Genomic DNA, 18,155 nt, shown 5'->3' with positions numbered 1-18,155 from the left:
TCACGAATCCAGCAGGCCCGTGAGGAACTCCGCGACGAGGCTGTCGCGGTCGATCTCGGCCGCCACGTCGATCAGCGGGCCGTCGGATTCGGCGAACTCGCGGCGGTCGACGACGAGCATGCCGCGGGTCTGCTCGCCGCGGAGCTCCACCCGGACCGGGGCCTGCTCGCAGCGCGCGAGGTCGGGCCGCACCGCGAGCACGGCGGCGCTCGGGTCGTGCAGCGGGCAGCCCGGCCGGGCGTGCCTGCCGCGGTAGAACTTCAGGTAGTGCTGGAGGATCGCGTGCGCGAACTCGGCCTTGCGGCCGGGAGCCGCGGCGATGCGGTCCACATCGGACTCGTCGAGCCAGGTGCGCATCGTGACGTCCAGGCCGACCAGCGTCAGCGGCCAGCCCGCGTCGAGCACCAGCGCGGCGGCCTCCGGGTCGTGCCAGATGTTGGCCTCGGCGAACGGACTGATGTTGCCGGGCTCCCGCGTCGTCCCGCCCATGACGACCACGTTGCGCACGAGTTCCGGCAGCCGCGGTTCGAGCAGCAGCGCCAGCGCCAGGTTCGTCAGCGGCCCGGTGGCCACCACGGTGCACTCGCCGGGCAGCTCCCGCGCGATCCGGACGAGCTGCTCGGCGGCCGACACCGGCTCCGGCCGCAGCTCGGGCACGGGGCGAGCGTGCCCGCCGAGGCCGTCTTCGCCGTGCACGAGCGCGGAGATGTCCAGCGGCTGCGCCAGCGGGCGCTGCGCGCCGACGGCGACCGGGATGTCGCGCCGACCGGCGACGTCGAGCACCTGCAGCGCGTTGGCGGCGGCAGCGTCGGCCGGCGCGTTGCCGTGCACCGTGCCGACCGCGACGAGCTCGACGTCTTCCCGGCCCAGGAGGAACAGCGTCGCGAGCGCGTCGTCGATCCCGTAGTCGCCATCAAAGATGATCTTGGCCAATTCGCCACCTCGCTCAGGTCGATTCACGGCAATCGTTCTCCGCACAGTTGAATCTAGTTCTATCAGCTGTTTCAACAAAAAGTTAGGAGAATCGTTGACGTTCTCGCGCCCGGTTGCCTACCTTCTACGGAAATCGATTCCATCACTACGGGAGTGATCATGGTCGGGTCCGTCGTGGATCGGCCCGCGGCAACGCGGCAACGCACCGGGCTGGTGCTCACAGCGCTGATCATCGGTGTGGTGAGCTTCCAGCTCAACGCCACCATGGTCACCCCGGCCATGCCGGACATCGCCCGCACCCTGCACACCACCACCGACCTGGTCGGCCTGTCGCAGACCATGTTCCTGCTGATCGGCGGCCTCGCGGGCGTCGTGCTGTCGCGGCTGAGCGACCACGTCGGGCGGCGCAAGGTCCTGGTGATCTCACTGCTGGTGATGTCCGCCGGCTCGCTGATCGCGATGCTCGCGCCGAACATCGGCGTGCTGATCGCGGCCCGGGTGCTGCAGGGCGCGTCCGGCGCGACGTTCCAGCTCACCTACCTCATCCTGCGCGACGTCCTGTCGCCGAAGCAGTTCGGCCAGGCCCTCGGCCTGGTCACCGCGATCAACGGCGGCGTCGGCGGCCTCGACGGGCTGGCCGGCGGAGCGCTGGCCGACACCGTCGGCTTCCGCGCGGTGTTCGCGGTGATCCTCGGCCTGGGCGTGATCGCCGCGCTGCTGGCGGGCAAGTTCGTGCCCGAGACCCACGCCGGCACCGGCGGCCGGATGGACTGGGCCGGTGCGGTCGCGCTGACCGGCGCGCTCGCGGCCCTCAACCTCGGCATCAGCCAGGGCAACGACCAGGGCTGGCTCAGCCCGCTCGCGCTCGGCCTGCTGATCGGCGGCGCCGTGCTGCTGGCCGTGTTCTGGCGGGTCGAGAACCGCGTCGGCGAGCCGCTGATGGCCGCCCGGCACCTGCGGTCCCGCCAGGTGTGGCCGCTGGTGGCGACCACGCTGCTCGCTCTCACCGGCGTGTTCTGCGCGATCAACTTCACCGTCGTGCTGCTCAGCCAGGACGAGCAGCTCGGGTACGGCATGAACGCGACGCTGTCGGCCCTGATGTTCCTGGCGCCGCCCGCGGTGATCGGGCTGGCGTCCGGGCCGGTGGCCGGCTGGCTCGCGCCGCGCGTCGGCTGGCGGCTGGTGCTGCGGGTGGGGCTCGCGCTGAGCATCGCCTCGCTGATCTTCGCCGCGGCCTTCGCCGACTCGCGGTGGCTGGTCTTCGCCGCGTTCATCGGGCTCGGCGTCGGCTACAACGGCCTGGTCATGACGACGCTCAGCGGGCTCGGCGTGGTGCTCTCGCCGAAGGAGAGCCCCGGCGCGCTGCCCGGCATGAACGGCGCGGCGTTCGGCATCGGCGCCTCGCTGGGCATCGGCATCGTCGCGCCGACCGTCGACAGCGGCGACTACCACACGGCGCTGTGGATCTCGGTGGCCATGACGGCGCTGGCGCTGGTCGCATCGTTCCTGATCAAGCCCCCGCAGACGACCGAAGGCGAGAACATCTAGGGCTGGAGGTGCCGATTTCGCGCGAAATCGGCACCTCCAGGCGCGGCGAACGCCGGTTTCGCGCGAAATCGCCGACATGCTCCTCGCGGAATTCGGGTTGACCCTCACGTCACGTGAGGCCGCATGCTCGGTGCCGAGGAGGCGAGGAGGCGAGGACCATGAGCTACTCGGTCGGCGAAGCGGCCCGGATCGCCGGGGTGACCGTGCGGACGCTGCACCACTACGACGAGATCGGCCTGCTGATCCCGAGCGGCCGGACGGCGGCGGGCTACCGCAGCTACTCCGACTCGGACCTGGACCGGCTGCGCCGCATCCTGTTCTACCGGGAGCTCGACCTCGGCCTCGACGACATCGCGAGCATCCTCGCCGACGGTGGCGCCCACGCGCACCTGAAGCGGCAGCACGAGCTGCTGCTGACCCGCATCGAGCGGTTGCAGCGGATGGTCGCGGCGGTGGAACGCGAGATGGAGGCGAACACGATGGGGATCGACCTGACGCAGGAGGAGAAGTTCGAGCTGTTCGGCGACTTCGACCCGGACGACTACGCCGAGGAGGCCGAACAGCGCTGGGGCGGCACCGACGCCTACCGGCAGTCCCAGCAGAAGATGTCCACCTTCACCAAGGAGGACTGGAAGCACTTCATGGCGTCGCAGGAGGACATCGGCCGCCGCCTGGCCGAGGCGATGCAAGCCGGTTTCGCCCCGGACGGCGAGCAGGCGATGGACCTCGCCGAGGAGCACCGCAGGCACATCACGCGCTGGTGCTACGACTGCACCTACGAGATCCACCGCGGTCTCGGCGAGATGTACGTGGCGGACGAACGGTTCGCGGCGAACTACGAGAAGCTCGCGCCCGGCCTCGCCGAGTACGTCCGGACGGCGATCAACGCCAACGCCACCCGAGCCGGCGCATAACGCCCGTGAGCGTTTTGGGGTGCCATAGCGCCCCAAAACGCTCACGGCACCTGACCAGCGGGGCCGCCGCGCCCGGCGGAGTAACGTGCCGGGTCTGATAGGAGGCGTCATGAGTTCGGCATTCCCGGCGGAGCTGCAGCCGCAGAGCAGGCCCCGCGCCAGGGCCGCGTGGGACGTGTTCGCGGTGGTCGCGGTGGGCGGCGCGCTCGGCTCGCTGCTGCGCTACGGCGCCTCGCTGGCGTGGCCCGGGCCGTGGTCGACGTTGCTGGTCAACGTGATCGGCTGCGTGGCCATCGGGGTGCTGATGCACGTGATCACCGAACTCGTCGTCGCGCACCGGCTGGTCCGGCCGTTCCTCGGCGTCGGCGTGCTCGGCGGGTTCACCACGTTCTCCACCTACGTCACCGACGCGCTGCACCTGGTTCTCGACCACCAGCCCGCGCTCGCCCTGGCCTACCTGGTCGGAACCGTGCTGTGCTGCCTGGTCGCGGTGCTCGTCGGGGTGTTCGCGGCGCGCTCGGCGGCGCGCCTGTTCGGGCGGGGTGATCGATGATGCGGCTGCAGGGCGAGGCGTTCCGGCTCACCGCGATCGTCGGCGAGACCGACACCTACCAGCACAAACCGCTGTACCACGAGATCGTTCGGCGGGCCAGGCACGCCGGGCTGGCGGGCGCATCGGTGTTCCGCGGCGTCGAGGGCTTCGGCGCGACCGCGGCGATCCACACCGCGCGGCTGCTGTCGCTGAGCGAGGACCTGCCGGTCGCGGTGGTGATCGTCGACGACGAGCAGCGGGTGCGGGGCTTCCTGCCGGAGCTCGACGAGCTGGTCACCAACGGCCTGGTGCTGCTCGACGAGGTCGAGGTGATCCGCTACGCCGGCAGGGAGCCGCGGTGACGTTCGTGCTGGTCGCGATCGGCGGAGCACTGGGTGCGTGCCTGCGGTTCCACACCGATCGCTGGGTGCAGGCGCGGCACGACACCGGCTTCCCGTGGGGCACGGTGACGGTCAACGCGATCGGCTCGCTGATCCTCGGGTTCCTCGCCGGCGTCGCGCTGTTCGGCATGCCGATCCCGGTGCTCCAAACCCTCATCGGCGTCGGATTCTGCGGCGCGCTCACCACTTTCAGCACGTTCAGCTACGAAACCGTCCGGCTGCTGCTCGACGGCGCGCGGCTGTTCATGGTGCTCAACGTGGTCGTCACGGTGCTCGCCGGGATCGGTTCGGGCGTGCTCGGCGTGGTGCTGGCCGCCGCGATCTGGGGCTGACCCGCCGCGCTGCCCGACCGCCCCGGCGGCGGGAGAATCGAGGCGAAACGGGCATCAGGAGGGGGATCCGATGAGCGACACCACGATCATCAAGGTGGACGGCGCGCACTCGCCGCGCGGTTCCCTCGGGCAGTACTACCTCGCCGAAGGCGTGGGGCTGGCGATGCGGCTGTGGCGCGAGGAGCCGCCTGGCGTCGACAAGAAGTCGGCGGCCCGCGACTACGAGACCGCCGGATACGTGATCAGCGGCCGCGCGGAGCTGCACAGCGAAGGCCAGACGGTGGTGCTCGAACCGGGCGACTCGTGGATCATCCCGAGGGGCGCCGAGCACCGCTACAAGATCCTGGAGACCTTCACAGCCGTCGAGGCCACGCATCCGCCGGCGCAGGTCCACGGTCGCGACGAAACATCCAGCTGACCGGTCATGGTCGCGGTGGAAGTCGTCGAGACCTCGTCGCTCGGCGACCGGAGCTACCTCGTCACCGACGGCGTGATGGCGGTCGTGGTGGATCCGCAGCGGGACGTCGACCGGATGCTCGCCATCGCCGGTCACCACGGCGTCCGCATCACCCACGTGCTGGAGACGCACATCCACAACGACTACCTCTCCGGCGGCCTGGAGCTCTGCCGGCTGACCGGCGCGGAGTACGGGGTGGCGGCGTCGGACGTGGTGTCGTTCGCGCGGCGCCCGCTGGCCGAAGGTGACGTGGTGGCGGTGTCGCCGCGGCTGCGGCTGCGCGTGCTGGCGACTCCCGGCCACACCTTCCACCACCTGTCCTACGTGCTCGAAGAGCCCGGCGGAGCGGTCGGGGTGTTCACCGGCGGATCGCTGCTGTTCGGCTCGACCGGGCGCACCGACCTGCTCGGCCAGCAGCACAGCGAGGAGCTCGCCCGGCAGCAGCACGCATCGGTGCGCAAGCTCGCCGAGGTGCTGCCGGACGACGCGGCGATCTGGCCGACGCACGGCTTCGGCAGCTACTGCTCGGCCGGCGCCGCGTCCGGCGGCTCCGCGACCGTCGGCCAGCAGAAGAAGGTCAACGCCGCATTCCGGCTCGGCGAGGACGAATTCGTCGAGCACGCCCTGTCCGCGCTGGACGCGTTCCCGGCCTACTACGCGCAGATGGGCGCGCGGAATGCTGCCGGGCCGGAGCCGGTCGACCTGCGGGAACCGGCCCGGGTGCGTCCGGCGGAGCTGGCCCGGCGGTTGCGCCTCGATGACTGGGTGGTGGATCTGCGCTCCCGCCGGGCGTTCTCGCACGCGCACCTGGCGGGCACGATCAGCCTCGGCCTGGACGGACCGCTGGCCACCTGGCTCGGCTGGCTGGTCGACTGGGGCACGCCGCTGACGCTGATCGGCGAGTCGCCGGACCAGGTCGCCGCCGCGCAACGCGAGCTGGTGCGCATCGGCATCGACCGGCCGATGGCGGCGGTCGGGCATCCGCACGAGCTCGCCATGGACGCGAGCCTGGTGCGCAACCTGCCGTCCGCGACGTTCGACGATCTCGCCGAAGCGGGCCCGGGAACCGTCGTGCTGGACGTGCGGATGCGCCGCGAATGGCGGGCCTGCCACCTCAAGAGCGCCGTGCACATCCCGCTTTTCGAGCTGCGGTACCGGACGCACGAGCTCCCGGACGGGGTCGTGTGGGTGCATTGCAGCGCCGGGTACCGTGCCGCCGCGGCGGCGTCGCTGCTGGCGCGCGCGGGCCGCGAGGTGGTGTTCATCGACGAGGAGTTCGCCGCCGCGCACCGGGCCGGCCTGCCGCTGGTGTCCGACCGCTGAGGAACCGTTGGGGCGCGGCGCGAGTCTGATCGGTCGTGGACTTCGACTTCGGCGCGCTGCCCGTGCTGGTGCCGGTGGTGCTCGGCGCGTTCTTCCTGGTGGGCGGCGTGCGGCAGATCCGGCGGAACCGGCGGCTGGTCCGTCACGGCGGCCGGGCGCAGGGGATCGTGGTCGCCCAGGACAGCAGGTGGTCGTCGTCGAACGATGGCCCGGGCGGCAGCTACCACCACGCGCCGGTGATCGAGTTCGTCGCCGAGGACGGCCGGACCCGCCGGGCGAAGTCCGAGATCTCGAAGACCCACACGTCGTTCATCCCCGGCCGGCGCGTCGTGGTGCACTACGACCGCGCCGACCCGTCGAAGGTCTTCCTCCCCGGCCACGACGGCGGACCGGCGGTGATCTTCGCGCTGATCGGCGCGGTCGTGCTGACCGTCGGCCTGGCAGCGCTCTGGGCCTTCTGGCGAGGCCTGACCGCCGACGACCTGATGGGCAACGGCGTCCTGTTCGGAGCGGCGTTCCTGTGCGTCGGCGGCAGCGTGCTGGCGATCGGCGTCGCCGGAATCCTCGCCACGCTGCGCATCAAGACCGGCCCGCGCTCCCGCGGCGTCGTGATCGGCGAAACCACCAGCACCGGCCCGCAGGGCATGACGCGGCACCACGCGGTGGTCCGCTGGATCGCCCCGGCCGGCGAGGCGCTGGAGGCGCCCAGCGGGCGCGGGCGGCTGATCCGCCGCATCCCGGTGGGCACCGAGATCACCGTCCGCCAGCACCCGCGCGACCCGCACCGGATCTTGCTGGCCGGCGACTGGCCCGAGCTGTCCAGCTTCGCGTTCCTGCTGTTCGGCGCGTTGTTCAGCACCGTCGGCGCCATCATCACCGGGGCGGTGCTGCACTTCTGACGCCGCCGATCGGGCGAATCCGGGCCTACACTCGGTTGCGAAAAGGCGTTCGGCGAGCACGGGTGGCCGCCATGACAACCCGGCGGGTGGGCAGACTTCCCGACGACCTGACGAGCTTCGTCGGCCGCCGCGGGGCGATCACACAGGTGAAGCGCCTGGTCTCGACCTCGCGGCTGGTGACCCTGACCGGTGTGGCCGGGGTCGGCAAGTCGCGGCTGGCCACCCGCGTCGCGCGCGATATGCGCCGCGCCTTCCCGGACGGCATCTGGCTGGTGGAACTGGGCAGGGTCCTACCCGGCGACGACCTCGCCCGGGTGCTGGTCACCAGTCTCGGGCTCCGCGACCGCTCGGACCTGCCGCCGGAGGCCGCGCTCGCCGAACTGCTCGCCGACAAGCGGATGCTGATCCTGCTCGACGGCTGCGAGCACCTGCTGGACGCGTGCGGGCCGCTGGTCGCCGACCTGCTCGCCACCGCCCCCGAGCTGCGTTTCCTCGCCACCTCCCGCTCGCCGCTGGCGCTCGTCGCGGAGCGGGTGTGGCCGGTGTCGCCGATGGTCATGCCCCGCGTGGACCGAGACGGCCGCGTGCTGCAGAGGGCCACCGGCTACGAGGCGCTGGAGCTGTTCGCCGACCGGGCCTCCGCGGTGCTGCCGGGATTCGCCATCGGCCCGGCCAACGAGGCGCTGGTGGTCCGGCTGTGCCGGCAGCTGGACGGCCTGCCGCTGGCCATCGAGCTGGCCGCGGTGTGGATGCGGTCGCTGTCGGTGGAGGAGATCCTCGATCGGCTCAGGGACCGGTACCGCCTGCTGACCTTGGGCGATCGCAGCGGCCTGCCGCACCACCGCACGCTGCGCGCGGCGGTCGAGTGGAGCTTCGACCTGTGCTCGCCGACCGAGCAGGCCGTGTGGGCGCGGCTGTCGGTGTTCGTCGGCGGCTTCGAGCTGGACGCGGCGGAGGCGGTCTGCGTCGGCGACGGCGTGACGGTCGAGGACGTGTTCATCGGTGTCGCGGGTCTGGTGGAGAAGTCCGTGCTGGTCAAGGAGGACCAGCACGACACCCGAACCCGATACCGGCTGCTGAAGACGATCCAGGAGTACGGGCGGGAGCGGCTCGGCGGCGGCACGAAGGAACTCGCGCTGCGGCGGCGGCACCGCGATCACTTCCTGCTGCTCGCCGAGCACGTCGACGCGGAGTGGCTCGGCCCGCACCAGGTGGAGTGGCTGACCCGGCTGCGGCAGGACCGGTCGAACCTGCGCACCGCCCTGGACTTCTGCCGCGTCGAGCCCGGCGAGGGGCACGACGGCCTGCGGATGGCGGCGGCCCTGCGGTTCTTCTGGGCGGCCGGCGGATCGCTGCGGGAAGGCCGGTACTGGCTGGACGAAATGCTCCGAACGGTGCCCGAGCCGGATCAGCAGCGGGCCCGGGCGCTGGCGGCGAACGGCCTGGTCAGCGCCATGCAAGGAGACACCGAGGCCGCCCGCGCGCTGCTCACCGAAGCCCGGGACGCGGCACGGCGGGCGGAGTCCGGCACGGTGCTGGCGCTGACCGCGCACATCACCGGGCTCGTTGACCTGCTGCGCAACGCGAACGAGGCTGCGACGTCCCGGCTCGCCGAAGCGCTGGAGCGGCGGGAAATGCTGCAGCACGACGGGGTCGCGCTGCTCAGCCTGCCGAACCTGGCGCTGCTGGCGATCTTCCGCGGCGACTGCGAGCGGGCCGTCGAACTGTGCGAGCAGTGCCAGGAGATCTGCGAGGAGCACGGCGAGCTGTGGGGCCGTTCGTGGGCCGAACTGATACTCGGCATGGCCCGCTGGCGGCAGGGCGACTTCCCGGACGCGCTGGCGCACCTGCACGAATGCCTGCGGATCAAGCAGCTGTTCAACGACGGCCCCGGGATCCTGATGGCGATCGAGGTGGAGGCGTGGGTGTCCGCCGCCCAGGGCCGGGTGGCGCGGGCGGCCCGGCTGAGCTCGGCGGTGGCGCACCTGTGGCGGCCGCTAGGCCGCTACCTGTTCGGCCTGGAGCACTACCTCGGCTGGCACGCGGACGCCGACGCGCGCATCCGCAACGCCCTGCCGACGGCGGAACTCCGCGCGGCGCGCAGCCGCGGCGCGGAGTACACGATGGACGAACTGATCAGGTTCGCGCGCGGAGAGCGCCCGCCGGCGCCGTCGGAGGACGCGCCGGTGCGGCTGACGCCGCGGGAGCGCGAGGTGGCGCAGCTGGTCGCGCAGGGCCTGTCGAACCGGCAGATCGCCGAGCAGCTGGTGATCTCGAAGCGGACCTCGGACAGCCACATCGAGCACATCCTCGCCAAGCTCGACGCCACCTCACGCGCGCAGATCGCGGTCTGGGTGGCCGAACAGCCGTGAAGCCCTCTTGCGTGGGGCTCAGGCCGTCATGGCGAGCAGCGCACCGGTGCGGGCGCGGCGGGCGGCGGAGAAGACGACCTGCCGGCACGGCGCCGGGCGGTCCGCGCGTGGCGGGCTGATCCAGCTCGGGTCGTCCAGTGGCGGCAGGGCCAGGCGGCTGCCGGCCGGCACGCCGGCGACTTCGGCGAGGTCTTCGGGCAGGTCACCGCGGCCGTCGGGCTGGGTGAACAGCACCCAGTCGGCGCCGTCGACCAGCACGGGTCCGGCCTGGAGGTGGATGGCGAGCACCTGGTGCACGCGGGCGGCGGTCTCGGCGGGCATCCGCAGCGCGCCGATGCGGCCGCCGATGATGAGCGTGGTGCGGTCGGAGTTCGGGTCGTGCTCGACCCACCAACCGTAGGAGCGGTATTCGGAGGAACTGTTCATCTCGACTTTTTCGTGGGCCTTCGGGAATCGGGGGTGTGAATCGGCGAGGCGGGTGCGGCGGCTCCGTTGCCGCCTTGTCGGACGGGTGGCACCCACCTCGCCGATGGGAGGGCCGAACAACAGGCAGCTGGGGCAAGTAGCTGCTGTCCGGTCAATTGCAACCTCCTCCCTGTTGCGGAAACGCCGCGGAAATCGGGGGTCGACCCAGACCGGAACGAACGGGTGGGCCACGGTCGCTCCGGCGGTTCGTCGCCGTTCGACCACCGGTTTCCCAGGCGGTGCGTCCGTTACGGACGTATCGGAAGCATGGGCCAAAAGACCCTGGCGCCGAAGCGGGACATGTACCGAGGGGCATACCTAGATCCCGCCCGTTCGGGGGATCACGACACGCGCACCCAACTCGCTTGGCTCCCCGCGGCCGCCCGGCGTGCTACCTAACCTGATCCGCACACCTGAGCGAAAGGAGCACGTGATGCGAACAGCCTTCATCCACGGCGAGGTCGACCGGTTCGAGGCGGCGCGCGGCGAGCTGGTCGAGGCGTTCGCCCGCAGCCGCCCGGAGCCGGCGACCGGCTGGTTGGCCGAGTGCCTGCTGGACGACAAGTTCATCAGTGACGGCCTGCTGGCCCGCTGGACCGAAGAAGACCTGGTGCGGTTCCTGGTCGAAGTGGTGCCCCGCCGGTTGCTCGTGCCGAAGTGGTCGCTGGTGCCGGATTTCCTGCACCAGTGGCTGGATTTCCTCGCCGAAGAGGGCCTGCTGACCTCGCCGGACTCGCTCGCCGAGCTGCACGAGGTGGTCGAGCAAGCGGAGCCGGAGTACCTGGCGGCGATGGCGGAGCCGACCGAGTGGGGATCGGCGAAGTTCTGGGACGCGACGATGCGCGAACTCGGCTTCGATCCGGAAGATCCGCAGGTGGTGACGGAGTTCTTCGACGCGGTGGACGCCGACGAGATCGACTTCGACGGCGAGGTCCTGGAGGAGATCGAGCGCCGGGACGCGCAGGAAGCGCCGGACCGGCCCGCGCTCTGGTTGCCACCGATCGATCTCGTCCACGTCGAGCCGCACCGTGCCATCGCGGCGAATTCGCCGGTCATCCGGCGCATGCGCGCGGTCCTGGAGTGGGTCGGCACCGGCCGCGATCCGTCCGATGTGGATGATCTGGTCGCGGCGCTCGGCGGGTCGTCCGGCGCCGAGGAAGCCGACCTGCTGCTGGAATGGGCCGAGCGGGCGGGGCTGGTCCGGTCGGCCGGAGACTTGCTGGTGCCCGCGGTGATCGCGGAACCGCTGCTGGCGGAACCGGAACTGCTGTGGACCCGGCTCTGGCAGTGCTTCGTGCTGATCGACGACGTCTTCCACGCCGAGCTCGACGGGATCGCCGAGGACGAGGACGCGCTGCCGGAGATCGTCCAGGCCGCGCTGAGCGTGCTGTACTCGCGGACCGAGGCGGTGCCGCTGGAGCTGGTGGTGTCGATGGCCTGCGATCTCCTGGACGCGGGCGAGCCGGGCGACCGGGAGGCGGTGCGCGGCATCGTGCGCCGGATGCTCGCCCAGTGGGAGGCGATGCTGGCGGTCCGCTGCCACGTCACCACCGCGCCGGAGGAGATCGAGGCGCTGGAATCCGCCGTGCCCGCAGGCGTCGCCGATCGCACCATGATCGAGCTGCTACCAGCGGGCCAGTGGGCAGCGCGGGAATCGTTGCGCGCCTTCGGCTTCCAGGTGCCCACTGTGGATGATCTGGTGTCGTACCCGGCAGAGCTGCTGGCGCTGGTGGCCGCGGACACCCCGGCCGACGTGCAGCAGGTGCTGATCCCGCGATGGATCGAGCAGCGGGGCGCGAAGCAGGCCAGCGCGGAGCTGGCGGCGCTGCTCCGGCGCGTGGACGACCCGACGATCCGCCTGGCGGCGCTGGGCCTGCTGGAGCACGCCGGTGACGAGGGCGTGTCGGTGGTGCGCGAGCTGGCCGAGGATCCGGTGGCCGGCCCGGCGGCGCGGATGTGGCTGCAGGCCCTGCCGGCGAGCACCGAGAACGTGGCCCGCCCCGGCGATGAGCTGCTGTTCTCATTGGACGGCATGGCGGCGGCACTGGACGAGGACGTCGACCTGTTCCTCGCGGAGTTCAGCAGCCAGCCGGGGACCGCGCAGATCGAGCTGATCGGCGAGATCGCTACGGCCGAGCACAACAGCGCAGTCGAGATCCTCGCGATCCTCGCCGAGCACCACGAGGAGGAGGTGATCGCCGCGGCAGCGCAGGCGGCGCTGGGTTCCTGAGCGTCGCCGTTCCGGCCGGTCGAATTCCCACCCTCAGTGAGCTTGCTCCTCCTCGTTTGTTCTGCTAATTAAAATTTGTTAGCATTGCGAACGAAATACTTCCGTTCAGCGAGGGGTGGCAACCGATGAGCGCCGGGCACGACGTTCGGTTACTCGACGTTTTCAAGGGACAACCGAAGGCGGTGTGGATCACCGCGTTCGCGGCCGTGATCGCCTTCATGGGCATCGGCCTGGTCGACCCGATCCTGCTCTCGATCGCGGAGGCACTGCACGCCGGCCCCGAGCAGGTCACCCTGCTGTTCTCGTCCTACCTGGGCGTGCAGGTCGTGGCGATGCTGGTCACCGGCGCGTTCAGCGCGCGCTTCGGCGCGAAGCGGACCGTGGTCACCGGGCTGGTGCTGATCGTGCTGGCGACGCTCGCTTGCGCGATGGCCAGCACGATCGGCGAGCTCGTCGCGCTGCGCGCGGTGTGGGGCCTCGGCAACGCCTTCTTCATCGCCACCGCGCTGTCGGTGATCGTCGGCGCCGCCAGCGGCGGCCAGCAGGGCGCCATCCTGCTCTACGAGGCGGCGCTGGGCATCGGCCTGTCCACCGGCCCGCTGCTGGGCGCCCTGCTCGGCAACATCTCCTGGCGCGGGCCGTTCGCCGGCACCGCAGTGCTGATGGCGATCGCGCTGGTCCTCTCGGCGGGCTTCCTGCCCAGGGACGGCGACCGCGCCGACCGGCCCAAGATCCGCCTGCTCGACCCGATCCGGGCGCTCCGCCACGGCGGCCTGCTGCGCACCTCGCTCGGCTCCGCCTTCTACACCGCCGCGTTCTTCATCGTGCTGGCCTGGTCGCCGTTCGTCCTGGAGTTCGGCGCGATCGCGGTCGGCCTGGTGTTCTTCGGCTGGGGCCTGTGCGTCGCCCTCGCCGGCGTGTTCCTGGCCCCGCGGCTCGCGGCCCGGCTCGGCGAGGTCGGCGGCACCATCTTCGCGGTGCTGACTTTCGCGGTGCTGCTCGGCGTCATGGCGTTCGGCTCCAAGCCCGTTGTGGTCGTCGCGGTGATCCTCAGCGGCTTGGCCTCCGGCCTGCTCAACACCCTGTTCACCGGCACCGCGATGAGCATCAGCGACGCGCCGCGCCCGGTCGCCAGCGCGGGCTACAACTTCCTGCGCTGGCTCGGCGGAGCGACCGCGGCCACGCTGGTGGGGCACGTGGCCCAGTGGTTCGGCTCGCAGCACGCCCCGTTCGCGGCCGGTGCGGTGCTGTGCGTGATCGCCGCGGGCCTCCTGTTCGCGGAGCTGCGCACCCAGGCCAACACGCACTCGGTTCCCGCCGAGGCCGCACTGGTCGGCGAAGAGTTCTGACCGGCTGATCTAGATGTGGTGCGTGGGGCGCGGTTTCGCGGGTTGTTGTCTTTGAAGCGGCGCAGCTGCTTAGCCCACCCTCGCAGCTTGCACCGCCGCGGGTTCTCAGGGGTCTTCTCACGAGGACAGCCCCGACGTGGTGAATTGGTCATTCATGATGTCGGGGATCCCACAGCGAGAAGGCGCCTGAGGTTCCGCCACCCGCACCGCAGCAAAACGAGCCTGGAAACAGGCCCGCAAGCACTCTTCGAGAATTCGCCGAGTTTTCGAAGAGTGTTTGCCTTCTTTTGGTGGTGTCATACGCTCCTAGCCATTTCTCGATCAAGCTTGGGAGGTTGCGGTGGCACAGCCGGGCGAACGTCGACTCCTACCGCTGTTGTCGGCCGGGCGGGCACGGGTGACCTGCCGGTACCGCTGCGGTGACCAGTGCGCCGAGCACCCGCCGAACTCAACGGCGAACCCGTACTTCGGCGACCTGCTGCAGAACGTGTTGTCCCGTCGGGGTTTGCTGCGCGCCGGCGCCGTGGTCGCGGCCTCCGCGGCGGTGCTGCCCGGCCTCGCCGGACGGCCCGCCGGCGCTGCACCCGGTCGCCCTCCGGGGCTGGACTTCACGCCGGTGCAGCCGAACAGCGAAGACGCCGTCGTCGTGCCGGAGGGCTACCAGCAGCAGGTCGTGCTCCGGTGGGGCGACCCGATCCTGCCCGGCGCCCCGGAGTTCGACTTCGACAATCAGACGCCGGAAGCCCAGGAGCGGCAGTTCGGCTACAACAACGACTTCTGCGCGCTGCTGCCGCTGGACGGCGACCGGCGGCTGATGGTGAACAACCACGAGTACACCACCGAGGAGTTCCTGTTCCGCGGCTACGACCCGGAAAACCCCACCGAGCAGCAGGTCCGGGTCGCGTGGGCGGCGCACGGGCTGTCGGTCGTGGTGCTCGAAACCGGCGACGGCGCGCCGAAACCGGTGCTCGACCCGCTGAACCGGCGGATCACCCTGAACACCCCGTTCGAGCTGCGCGGCCCGGCGGCGGGCGGCGAACTGCTGAGAACGCCGGCGGATCCGACCGGCACGCGGTCCTTCGGCACGATGAACAACTGCTCCGGCGGCGTGACTCCGTGGGGCACGATCCTCTCGGGCGAGGAGAACATCCACTTCTACTTCGCCAACGCCGACTCGATCACCGACCCGGCCACCCAGCAGCGGTTGGCGCGCTACGGGATCAAGGGCGGCGCCAGCGAGCGGAAGTGGGAGCGCTTCGACCCCCGCTGGGATCTTGCGCAGCAGGTCAACGAGCCGAACCGGTTCGGCTGGATCATCGAACTCGACCCGCACGACCCGGAATCGACACCGGTCAAGCACACCGCCCTCGGCCGCTTCAAGCACGAGGGCGCCAACATCCGGGTCGCCGACGACGGCCGGGTCGTGGCCTACATGGGCGACGACGAGAAGTTCGAGTACATCTACCGCTTCGTCTCCGACCAGCGGATGAAGCCGGGCCGCAGCAAGCACGCCCGGCGGCACAACATGTCGCTGCTGGACTCGGGCACGCTCTACGTCGCGAAGTTCACCGGCGACAGCCCGGACGAGATCGACGGCTCCGGCAAGCTCCCCGCAGACGGCGAGTTCGACGGCGCCGGTGAGTGGATTCCGCTGGCGCACAACGACACCAGCTTCGTGCCCGACATGACCGCCGACGAGGTCTACGTCTTCACGCGGCTCGCGGCCGACAAGGTGGGCGCGACGAAGATGGATCGCCCGGAAGACGTGCAGCCGCACCCGAAGTCCGGCCGCGTCTACGCGGCGCTGACGAACAACTCGGACCGCGGAGCGGCCGGCAAGGCAGCGGCCGACGAGCCGAACCCGCGCAACGGCAACAAGCACGGCCAGGTCCTGGAGCTCGACGACGATCCGGCGAGCACCCGCTTCGTCTGGCGCCTGCTGCTGGTCTGCGGCGACCCGAACGACCCGGCCACCTACTTCGCAGGCTTCGACAAGTCCCAGGTCAGCCCGATCGCCTGCCCGGACAACGTGGCGTTCGACAGCCACGGAAACCTCTGGATCACCACCGACTCGTCAGAGGCGCTGGGCGCCAACGACGGCCTCTACGCGGTGCCGCTGGAAGGCCCGGAACGAGGCCACGTGATGCAGTTCCTCAGCGTCCCGCGCGGCGCCGAAGCCTGCGGCCCGATCATCGAAGACGACCTGATCATGGTCTCGGCGCAACACCCGGGAGAGGTCGACGGAGCCAACGCCGACAACCCAGTCTCCCACTGGCCAGACGGCGGAGACACCCAACCCCGCCCTTCGGTGGTGGCCGTCTGGCGCTGATCATCCGGACCGACCGCACCACGTCGATTACCGACGACGTGGTGCGGTCGACGGAGAAGCCGGGTGCCGCGTCCGGTAGAACAGGCGGAACTGCGGCTTGTGGCGGCGCGTCTCAATCTCGGCGTGCCGGCGCGCACGGGCGGCCGGCAGCGGGAGAGAGGCGACGGATGTATCCGAATTGGCTGACCGCCGGCTTGGTGTTCCCGGACGGGAACCTCGTGGAGCACCTGACCGCGGCGACGGATCTCGTACCGGAGTCGTTGCTCGACGACAGCGGACAAGCCGTCGAGGTCGCGGAGTGCATCGACGACGGGTACAACCACCTCTGGATGAACGCGCTGCACTTCGTCGGGCACTGGGCAGATCAGGCCGGCCGGGACGACGAGCTGCCGACCGAGTTCTGGGTGCGCGTGTCGCAGGCGGCGCACGCCATGGAGTTCCCGGAGTTCGTGCCGTACTGCCATGGCAAGGCGAAGGGTCTCCCACGCCAGGACCCAGGCGACCTGATGGCGGCGTTCAGCACGATGCCGTCGGTCGTCGAGGTTCCCGAGGAGCTGCGCGAACTCTGCCTGGAAGCGGCCGAGCGCCTCCGCGCCGACGACCCGTCCACGGCCCGGATGCTCGACGAGGTCGACCTCGACGCGCTGGCCGAACACCTGCGCAACGGCGCGTACGACCGGCTCGGCGAGCCCCTCAGCGAACTGTTCTCGGAAGCCTTCGACGACCTCTTCGAGCTGGTCACGAGCCCAGATTTCCCTGCGGAGCGGGCGAAGCACGCCTGGGCTGTGATCGGCCCGAACCCGTTCCGGGTGGTCCTCGGCGACGGCATGTTCCCGACCACCGAAGCCCAGCCCTGGTGGCGGGCCATCTAGAAATCACTGGACGGTGCGGAATTCCTGGGTTCCGGTGACCAACGAGATGTTCCGCAGCGACGAGTGCGTGTGCAGGTAGTCCAGCTCGTGCGCGAGGTCGCCGGCGCCGTTGCTCCCGAAGTTCTGCGTGGAAATGTTCAAAGTGGACAGCACGCCCACCGCACGCCCCGACGAATCCAGGACTCCGCTGCCGGAATCGCCGGGGATGCCCGGCGTGACCGTGAAGATGGTGTGGTTCCAGCCGCCGCCGGAATCGCCGAGCGAGGTGCCCGCCTTCGCGTTCAGGTCGCTGACACCGGACCGCAGCTTCGAACTGCCGTAGGTCACCACGACGTCGCCCTGCTGCAGTCCGCCGGTGTTCAGGCCGCTGGGGCCGCCCCACACCGGCAAGCTCGGGTTGACCTTCCCGACATCGGCCGGGTCGACCTGGACCAGCGCGAAATCGTTGTAGGCGCAGGCGTCGGCGTCCTTCTCCTTGAGCGCCTGCATCGTCAACCACGAGCTGTAGACCAGCACGCCCGGCTTGCTCGCGCCGGTGATCTGGACCTGGGTGCCGATGGGCAGCGACGGCGAAGTGCAGCCGTTGGTCTGCTCGACGCCGCCGGTCCTGGCGCAGTGCGCGGCCTGCCCGAGGTACACCTTCGACCCGCCCTGGAACACGAAGTTGGAGGTGCACTGCGCGGATTTGGTCACGGTCTGCACGCCGGGATGCACGGCCGCGGTGGACGAGGCGGCCCAGCGCGGCTCCGCCGAAGCGAACCCGCCGGCCGCCAGGACGGCAACGACGACCACCGAGACCAAGGGAACGGAACGAGTCCTCACGATCACGGCCTCCTCCCCGAACCGCGCCGAACCCGGCGCCGAAAGGGACCGCTACCTGATACCACACCCCGCGACCTGCGGCGATGCCGATCAGCCGAGCCCGACCTCAAGAAACCCAACCGCCCCGCCAGCACACCCCAGCAGCTCTGGAGCAGAGCCTCAGCGGTCGAAGACGCCGCCCTTGACTGCGCCGATGAACCGGTGCCAACTGCGCACCGGCGCGGCTAAGAGCGTGTCTCATTTCGCGAGTTTCTTGTAGCAGGTGAGGGCGGCGGCGAGGGTGAGGAAGGCGCAGAAGTGGTTGGCGTAGCGCTCGTAGCGGATGGTCAATCGTCGGTAGCCGAACAGCCAGGCGATGCATCGTTCGATGACCCAGC

16 protein-coding genes and 1 pseudogene are annotated in these 18,155 nt (G+C 70.6%); 13 read left to right on the top strand and 4 right to left on the bottom strand.

All coding sequences use genetic code 11. The annotated features are described in order from the left end of the window. On the bottom strand, positions 1-933 hold the full coding sequence (locus AB0I53_RS22565) for a nucleoside hydrolase (RefSeq protein WP_358606115.1): 933 nt from the start codon (positions 931-933) through the stop codon (positions 1-3). Positions 934-1,092: 159 nt separating this feature from the next. On the opposite strand from AB0I53_RS22565, the gene AB0I53_RS22560 reads away from it, so the two are divergent. The 9 genes from AB0I53_RS22560 to AB0I53_RS22520 all read left to right on the top strand — a co-directional run bounded on the left by AB0I53_RS22560 (position 1,093) and on the right by AB0I53_RS22520 (position 9,711). Then, positions 1,093-2,481 (top strand): MFS transporter, encoded by a 1,389-nt coding sequence (locus tag AB0I53_RS22560; protein WP_358606112.1) that lies wholly within the window; start codon positions 1,093-1,095, stop codon positions 2,479-2,481. A gap of 158 nt (positions 2,482-2,639) precedes the next feature. Next, positions 2,640-3,395 carry a MerR family transcriptional regulator gene (locus tag AB0I53_RS22555; RefSeq protein ID WP_358606109.1) on the top strand — a complete coding sequence of 252 codons (756 nt, stop codon included), beginning with the start codon at positions 2,640-2,642 and terminating at the stop codon, positions 3,393-3,395. A gap of 109 nt (positions 3,396-3,504) precedes the next feature. After that, positions 3,505-3,948, top strand: a complete 444-nt coding sequence (locus AB0I53_RS22550; protein ID WP_358606106.1) for a CrcB family protein — start codon at positions 3,505-3,507, stop codon at positions 3,946-3,948. Continuing rightward, positions 3,948-4,289: a DUF190 domain-containing protein gene (locus tag AB0I53_RS22545; RefSeq protein ID WP_358606323.1), complete on the top strand. Its 342-nt coding sequence runs from the start codon at positions 3,948-3,950 to the stop codon at positions 4,287-4,289. The genes AB0I53_RS22550 and AB0I53_RS22545 overlap by 1 nt, the downstream gene beginning before the upstream one ends. After that, complete coding sequence (gene crcB / locus AB0I53_RS22540) at positions 4,286-4,660, top strand: fluoride efflux transporter CrcB (RefSeq protein WP_358606103.1); 375 nt, start codon at positions 4,286-4,288, stop codon at positions 4,658-4,660. Before AB0I53_RS22545 ends, crcB begins: the two co-directional genes overlap by 4 nt. A gap of 70 nt (positions 4,661-4,730) precedes the next feature. Beyond that, positions 4,731-5,078: a cupin domain-containing protein gene (locus AB0I53_RS22535; protein WP_358606100.1), complete on the top strand. Its 348-nt coding sequence runs from the start codon at positions 4,731-4,733 to the stop codon at positions 5,076-5,078. A 6-nt stretch (positions 5,079-5,084) separates the two neighbouring features. Then, a complete protein-coding gene (locus tag AB0I53_RS22530; protein WP_358606097.1) occupies positions 5,085-6,440 on the top strand; it encodes an MBL fold metallo-hydrolase in 1,356 nt (451 codons plus the stop codon). A 35-nt stretch (positions 6,441-6,475) separates the two neighbouring features. Continuing rightward, positions 6,476-7,339, top strand: a complete 864-nt coding sequence (locus AB0I53_RS22525) for a DUF3592 domain-containing protein (RefSeq protein ID WP_358606094.1) — start codon at positions 6,476-6,478, stop codon at positions 7,337-7,339. A gap of 71 nt (positions 7,340-7,410) precedes the next feature. Further along, positions 7,411-9,711, top strand: coding sequence for a LuxR C-terminal-related transcriptional regulator (locus tag AB0I53_RS22520; protein WP_358606091.1), 2,301 nt, complete (start codon positions 7,411-7,413; stop codon positions 9,709-9,711). Positions 9,712-9,729: 18 nt separating this feature from the next. On the opposite strand, the gene AB0I53_RS22515 is transcribed toward AB0I53_RS22520, so the two are convergent. Continuing rightward, complete coding sequence (locus tag AB0I53_RS22515; RefSeq protein ID WP_358606089.1) at positions 9,730-10,137, bottom strand: hypothetical protein; 408 nt, start codon at positions 10,135-10,137, stop codon at positions 9,730-9,732. Positions 10,138-10,609: 472 nt separating this feature from the next. Between AB0I53_RS22515 and AB0I53_RS22510 the strand changes: the two genes are divergently transcribed. The 4 genes from AB0I53_RS22510 to AB0I53_RS22495 all read left to right on the top strand — a co-directional run bounded on the left by AB0I53_RS22510 (position 10,610) and on the right by AB0I53_RS22495 (position 16,956). Then, positions 10,610-12,406, top strand: coding sequence for a hypothetical protein (locus AB0I53_RS22510; RefSeq protein ID WP_358606086.1), 1,797 nt, complete (start codon positions 10,610-10,612; stop codon positions 12,404-12,406). Positions 12,407-12,531: 125 nt separating this feature from the next. Then, on the top strand, positions 12,532-13,755 hold the full coding sequence (locus AB0I53_RS22505; protein WP_358606083.1) for an MFS transporter: 1,224 nt from the start codon (positions 12,532-12,534) through the stop codon (positions 13,753-13,755). 340 nt (positions 13,756-14,095) lie between these two features. After that, on the top strand, positions 14,096-16,084 hold the full coding sequence (locus tag AB0I53_RS22500) for a PhoX family phosphatase (RefSeq protein WP_358606080.1): 1,989 nt from the start codon (positions 14,096-14,098) through the stop codon (positions 16,082-16,084). Positions 16,085-16,251: 167 nt separating this feature from the next. Beyond that, complete coding sequence (locus tag AB0I53_RS22495) at positions 16,252-16,956, top strand: hypothetical protein (protein ID WP_358606077.1); 705 nt, start codon at positions 16,252-16,254, stop codon at positions 16,954-16,956. 3 nt (positions 16,957-16,959) lie between these two features. Here AB0I53_RS22495 and AB0I53_RS22490 read toward each other — a convergent pair whose 3' ends face one another. Continuing rightward, the gene (locus AB0I53_RS22490) at positions 16,960-17,778 is read right to left on the bottom strand and encodes a serine protease (RefSeq protein ID WP_358606074.1); all 819 of its coding nucleotides are present in this window, start codon (positions 17,776-17,778) and stop codon (positions 16,960-16,962) included. Positions 17,779-18,015: 237 nt separating this feature from the next. Then, positions 18,016-18,155, bottom strand: a pseudogene (locus tag AB0I53_RS22485) (IS5/IS1182 family transposase); the annotation flags it as partial.

This window comes from Saccharopolyspora sp. NPDC050389 (assembly GCF_040655595.1).
GTDB lineage: Bacteria > Actinomycetota > Actinomycetes > Mycobacteriales > Pseudonocardiaceae > Saccharopolyspora.
Note: the sequence above shows the minus strand (reverse complement) of the source record. Positions and strands in the feature narration are given on the sequence as shown.